The sequence below is a fragment of the Streptomyces glaucus genome (assembly GCF_039533365.1).
Classification (GTDB): domain Bacteria; phylum Actinomycetota; class Actinomycetes; order Streptomycetales; family Streptomycetaceae; genus Streptomyces; species Streptomyces glaucus.
The window spans coordinates 1-6,193 of the sequence record NZ_BAAATK010000104.1; the positions used below are offsets into that span (position 1 = coordinate 1).

Below are 6,193 nucleotides of genomic sequence, written 5' to 3' on the forward strand. Positions count from 1 at the left end.
CAGGACGTCTTCGAGCACGAGACCCCGGCCGCCATCGCCGCCGTGGCACAGCTCGAAGCCACCGCCGGCCCGACGGCACCGCCGAACGACACCCCCCTCCTCGACCTCACCGCGGCCGAGTCCGCCGAACTGGAAGCCACGGTTCCCGGCCTCGCCGAGGTCTGGCCGCTCACCCCGCTGCAGGAAGGACTCCTCTTCCACGCCGCCTACGACGAACAAGGCCCCGATGTCTACGAGGGCCAGTGGGTGCTGGAGCTGAGCGGACGGCTCGACACGGCCCGGCTGCGGGCGGCCTGGCACGGCGTGGCGGCCCGGCACGCGACCCTGCGGGCCGGCTTCCACCGGCTCGCCTCGGGACGGCTGGTCCAGGCCGTCGTGGCGGACGTGCGGATCCCGTGGCGGGAGGTCGATCTCTCCGGACTCGGCGCGGAGGAGACCGAGGCACGGCTCGCCGAGACGGCCGCGCAGGAGCAGGCGGAACGATTCGACCCGGCCCGGCCCCCACTGCTGAGGCTCGTCCTCGTCCGGCTCTCCGACGAGCGCCACCGGCTCGTCGTCGTCACGCACCACATCCTCTTCGACGGCTGGTCCATGTCCGTCGTCCTCGACGAGGTCACCGCGCTGTACGCGGCCGGCGGCGACGCCTCCGGGCTCGGCCCGGCGCCCTCCTTCCGGGACCACCTGGCCTGGCTCGCCCGGCAGGACAAGGAGGCCGCGCGTACCGCGTGGCGGGCCGAGCTGGACGGGGTGGACGAGCCGACCCTCGTCGACCCCCTGGAACGGGCGAAGGGCTCGGCCGCCGCCGGCCGTCTGACCCGCGAGTTCCCGGAGGAGTTCACCGCCCGGCTGGTCGCCTTCGCACGCGGCGGCGGACTGACGGTCAACACGCTCGTGCAAGGAGCCTGGGCGCTGGTGCTCTCCCGGCTCACGGGCCGCACCGACGTGGTGTTCGGCGCCCCGGTCGCGGCCCGTCCCGCCGAACTGCCGGGCGTCGAGAGGATGGTCGGGGTGTTCATGAACACCGTGCCCGTCCGGGTGCCGCTCGACGGCGGGCAGCCGGTGCTGGAGATGCTGATCGCGCTGCAGGGCCGCCAGTCCGCGCTGATCGGCTCCCACCACCTCGGACTCCCGGAACTGCAGAAGCTCACCGGGTCCCGCTCCGCCTTCGACTCGGTCCTCGTCTTCGAGAACTACCCGCGCGCGGCCGGCTCCCCGCAGTCCCCCGGCGCCCCGCGGACGGAGCACGTCTCCACCGTGGAGGGCACCCACTACCCGCTGACGCTGGGCGTCGTCCTCGGCGACCGCCTCCGGATCCGCCTCGCCCACCGTCTCGCCCGGTTCTCCGAGGCGGACGCCGAGGGCCTGGCGCATGCCCTGACACGGGTGCTGGAGCAGATGATCGCGGATCCGTCGGTGCCGGTGGGACGGCTGGACGTGCCCGGCGTCGCCACCGGCCCCGCCCCGCCGCCGGCCGCCCCCGCACCGCACACGGACACCTCCCCGCTCCCGCCCCGCCGCTTCACCGACCAGGCCGCCCGCACCCCCGCGGCCACCGCCCTCGTCGCGGCCGGCCGCGCGCTGACGTACGCCGAACTCGCCCGCGCCTCCGAGCGCCTGGCGCACCGCCTGACCGCGCACGGCGTCGGCCCCGACACCCGCGTGGCCGTCCTGGCGCCCCGCTCGGCGGAACTGGTCACCGCCTTGCTCGGCATCGCGCTCGCGGGCGGCGCGTACGTCCCCGTCGACCCCGGCCACCCCGCGGACCGCATCGCCTTCGTGCTCGCCGACGCCGCGCCCGAGGCGGTGCTGTGCACGGCGGAGACCCGGCCGATGGTGTCGGACGGGTTCACGGGCCCGGTGATCACCCTGGACGGGGAACCGCCGGCGGACGAACCCGACGGGCGTGCCCTTCCGGCGCCCGACGCCGACCACACCGCGTACGTCGTCTACACCTCCGGCTCCACCGGCACCCCCAAGGGCGCCGCCGTCACCTGGGGCGGGCTGCGGAACCTGGTCGCCGACCGGATCGAGCGGTACGCCATCGGCACGGACACACGTCTGGTGCAGCTGGTCTCGCCGAGCTTCGACGTGTCGCTGGCGGACATCTGGCCGACGCTGTGCGCGGGCGGCCGACTGGTGCTGGCCCCGCCCGGCGGGCACACCACCGGCGACGAACTCGGCGACCTGCTGGCCGGCCACCGCATCACCCACGCCGTGATGCCCGCCGTCCAGCTCACCCACCTCCCGGACCGCGCACTGCCCGCACTGCGGGTGCTGGTGAGCGGCGGCGACGCCCTCCCGGCGGACACCCGCCGACGCTGGGCGGCCCGCTGCGCCCTCCACAACGAGTACGGCGTCACCGAGGCGACCGTCGTCTCCACCGTCACCGCCCCCCTGGACGACACCGGCCCGCTGACGATCGGCGGCCCGATCGCGCACGCCGGCGTGTACGTCCTGGACGCCTTCCTGCGCCCCGTGCCGCCGGGCGTGACGGGCGAACTGTACGTGACCGGCGCTGGGCTGGCCCGCGGCTACCTCGACCGGCCGGCGCTCACCGCCCACCGGTTCGTCGCCGACCCGCGCACCCGTGGCGGACGGATGTACCGCACCGGCGACCTGGTCCGCCGCACCCACGACGGCGAGCTGGTGTTCGTCGGACGGGCCGACGAACAGGTCAAACTGCGCGGGCACCGGATCGAGCCGGGCGAGGTGGCGGCCGCGCTCGCCGGCCACCCGGACGTCGGGCAGGCGGTCGCCGCCGTCCACGACACCCGGCTGATCGGCTACGTCGTGCCCGCGGCCGGGCGCGAGCCGGACCCCTCGGCCGTACGCGCCCACGCCTCCCGCACGCTCCCCGACCACATGGTCCCGGCGGCCGTGGTGGTCCTCGACGAGCTGCCCCTGACCCCGAACGGCAAACTGGACCGCGACGCCCTGCCCGCGCCCGACTTCGCCGCCGGAGCCGTCGGCCGGGCGCCGAGGACCCCCGCCGAGGAGATCCTCTGCGCCGCCGTCGCCGAGACGCTCGGGCTGGGCCGGGTCGGCGCCGACGACAGCTTCTTCGCGCTCGGCGGCGACTCCATCACCTCGCTGCAACTCGTCACCCGGGCCCGGCGGGCCGGACTCGTCGTCACGCCCCGGCAGATCTTCGACGAGAAGACCCCCGAGCGGCTCGCGGCCGTCGCCGAGCCCGTCGGCACCGGCGACCGGGGAGCCGACGCCGACGACGGAGCGGGCGAGGTGCCCTGGACGCCCGCCGCGCGCTTCCTCGGCGAGCGGGTCGTGGGCGGCGCCTTCGCGCAGTGGACGATCCTCACGGCCCCGCCCGGACTCCGTCCGGACGCCCTCGCCACCGCTCTGCGCGCCCTCGCCGACACCCACGCCATGCTCCGCGCCCGGGTGACGGACGACGGCACCGGGCCGCGCCTGGTCGCCGGCGCCCGGGACGCCGCGGACACCGCCGGTCTCCTGGTCCGCGTGGACGCGACCGGGACCGCGACCCCGGACGAACTCGCCCGTGCCGCCGACGCGGCCGCCCGCGAGGCCGTGGACCGGCTCGACCCGGCGGCCGGGGCGATGGCCCGGGCCGTATGGCTGGACGCGGGACCCGAACGGGCCGGGCGGCTGGTCCTCGCCGTGCACCACCTCGCCGTCGACGGGGTGTCGTGGCGGATCCTGGTGCCGGACCTGAGGGAGGCGTACGAGGCCGCGGTCGCCGGACGCACCCCGCGCCCCGCCCCGGTCGCCACCTCCTACCGCCGCTGGACCCGGCGGCTGGAGGCGGAGGCGCACCGCGACCACCGCGTCGCCGAACTGCCCGCCTGGGCCGCGCTGCTGCGGGACGCCGCCCCGCTGCCCGGCGTGCCGCCCCTCGACCCGGCCCGGGACACGGCGGCGACCGTACGCCACGACTCCTGGACCTTGCGCAACAACGACACCGCCGCCCTCGTCGGCCGGACGACCGCCCTGTTCCACTGCGGCGTCCACGACATCCTGCTCGCCACGCTGGCGGGAGCCGTCGCCCACTGGCGGCGCGACCCGCACGCGCCGGTCCTGGTGAACGTCGAAAGCCACGGCCGTACGCCGCTGGACGGCGCCGATCTGTCCCGCACCGTCGGCTGGTTCACCAGCGCCCACCCGGTACGGCTCGACGTGAGCGGCGTGGACCTCCACGCCGCGCTGGCCGGCGAGGCGGCGGCGGGGCGGCTGCTGAAGACCGTCAAGGAGCAGATCCGGGCCGTGCCCGGCGACGGGCTGGGCTACGGCCTGCTGCGGTACCTCAACGCCGGGACCGCACCGGTCCTGGCCGCACTGCCCGTCCCCCAGATCGGCTTCAACTACCTGGGCCGGCTGGACACCCGGGCGGGCGGCTCCGGCGGACCCGCCCGCCCGGGCGCGGCCGAGCCGTGGGAGCCGGCCACCAAACGGGTCCTGCACAGCTCGGACGACCCGCGCATGCCCGTGCCGCACGCCCTGGAGGCGGGCGCCGTCGTCCGGGACACCCGCCACGGCCCCGAACTGACCCTCACCCTCGGCCGCCCGGCCCGGGTGCTGGCCGACGAGGCCGTGCACTCCCTCGGCCGCATCTGGCTGGCGCTGCTGCGCGGGCTGGCGGCCCACTCGGACCACCCGGCGGTCGGCGGCCACACCCCGTCCGACTTCCCCCTGCTGGACCTGGACCAGGACGAGGTCGAGCAGCTCGAAGCGATTGCGGCGGACCTCGAAGGAGGGCTCTTCCGATGACGTCCACACCCCCGGTCCACGGCTCGGCGCTCGCCGAGGTCTGGCCCCTCTCCCCGTTGCAGGAAGGCCTGCTCTTCCACGCCGAGTACGGCGAGCAGGGACCCGATCTCTACACCATCCAGCGCACCGACCTGCTGAGCGGGCCCCTCGACGCCGGCCGGCTGCGCGCCTCCTGGCGGGCCCTGCTGAACCGGCACCCCGCTCTGCGGGCCGGCTTCCACCGCCGCAAGTCGGGCCGGACCGTGCAGCTCATCCCGCGCGAGGCCGCCCCGCGCTGGCGCGAGGTCGATCTGCCGGACACGGGCCTGACCGAGGAGGAGGCGCTCGCCGAGGTGCGGCGGCTGGCCGCCGAGGAACGGGCGGAGCGGTTCGACCTCGCCCGGGCGCCCCTGCTGCGGCTGCTGCTCGTCCGGCTGACCCCCGAACGGCACTGGACCGTGATGACCTCCCACCACATCCTGCTGGACGGCTGGTCGATGCCGGTCATGCTCACCGAACTCGCCGCCATCTACGCGGCCGGCGGCGACGCCTCCGGACTCGGCCCGGCGCCCTCCTTCCGCGACCACCTGGCCTGGCTGGCCCGGCAGGACAAGGAAGCCGCGCGTACCGCGTGGCGGGCCGAGCTGGCGGACACCGACGGCCCCACCCTCGTCGCCCCCGCCGGTCCGGACCGCGCCCCCGTGCTGCCCGGAAAACAGGAGCTGACCCTCTCCGGCGAGCTCTCCGACACCCTCACCGCCCTGGCCCGCCGCCACGGCCTGACCGTCAACACCGTGATGCAGGGCGCCTGGGCGATGCTCCTGGCCCGGCTGACCGGCCGCACGGACGTCGTCTTCGGCGCGACCGTCGCCGGCCGCCCCGCCGAACTGCCCGGCGTCGAATCGATGGTGGGCCTGTTCGTCAACAGCGTGCCGGTACGGGTCCGCCTGGACGCCGACCAGTCCGTGCTGCGACTGCTGACCGAGCTCCAGGCCCGCCAGTCCGCGCTCCTGCCCCACCAGCACCTCAGCCTGCCCGAGATCCAGCGGGCGGGCGGACCGGGCGCGGTGTTCGACACCATGCTGATGTTCGAGAACTATCCCCTGCCGCCCGGGGAGGCACCGGCGCCCGGAGCGCTCTCCTTCACCCACGTGGAGGGCCACCAGGCGACGCACTACGCGCTGACCCTCGGCGTGACGCCGGGCAGGCCCGTGAAGGTCCATGTGACCCACCGGCCCGACGCGATCGACGCCGACGTGGCCCGGGACCTGCTGGGCCGGCTGGAGTGGGTGCTGGAACAGGTGGCCGCCGACCCGTCCGTGCCGGTGGGCCGGGTCGGCCTGGTGGGACGGCTGGAGCACGGGCTGGTGGTGGAGGGCTGGAACGCCACCGCCGGTGACGCCCCGCCGGGTTCCTCGGTGTTGGAGTTGTTCCGTGCGTGGGTGGTGCGGGCGCCGGGGGCGGTGGCGGT

2 protein-coding genes are annotated in these 6,193 nt (G+C 76.1%); both read left to right on the top strand.

All coding sequences use genetic code 11. The features are described 5' to 3' along the window. A partial coding sequence (locus tag ABD363_RS32150; RefSeq protein WP_344609992.1) for an amino acid adenylation domain-containing protein occupies nt 1–4,743 on the top strand: 4,743 nt, incomplete at its 5' end. After that, on the top strand, nt 4,740–6,193 hold a 1,454-nt coding region (locus ABD363_RS32155; protein WP_344609993.1), incomplete at its 3' end, for a condensation domain-containing protein. The genes ABD363_RS32150 and ABD363_RS32155, both read left to right, overlap by 4 nt.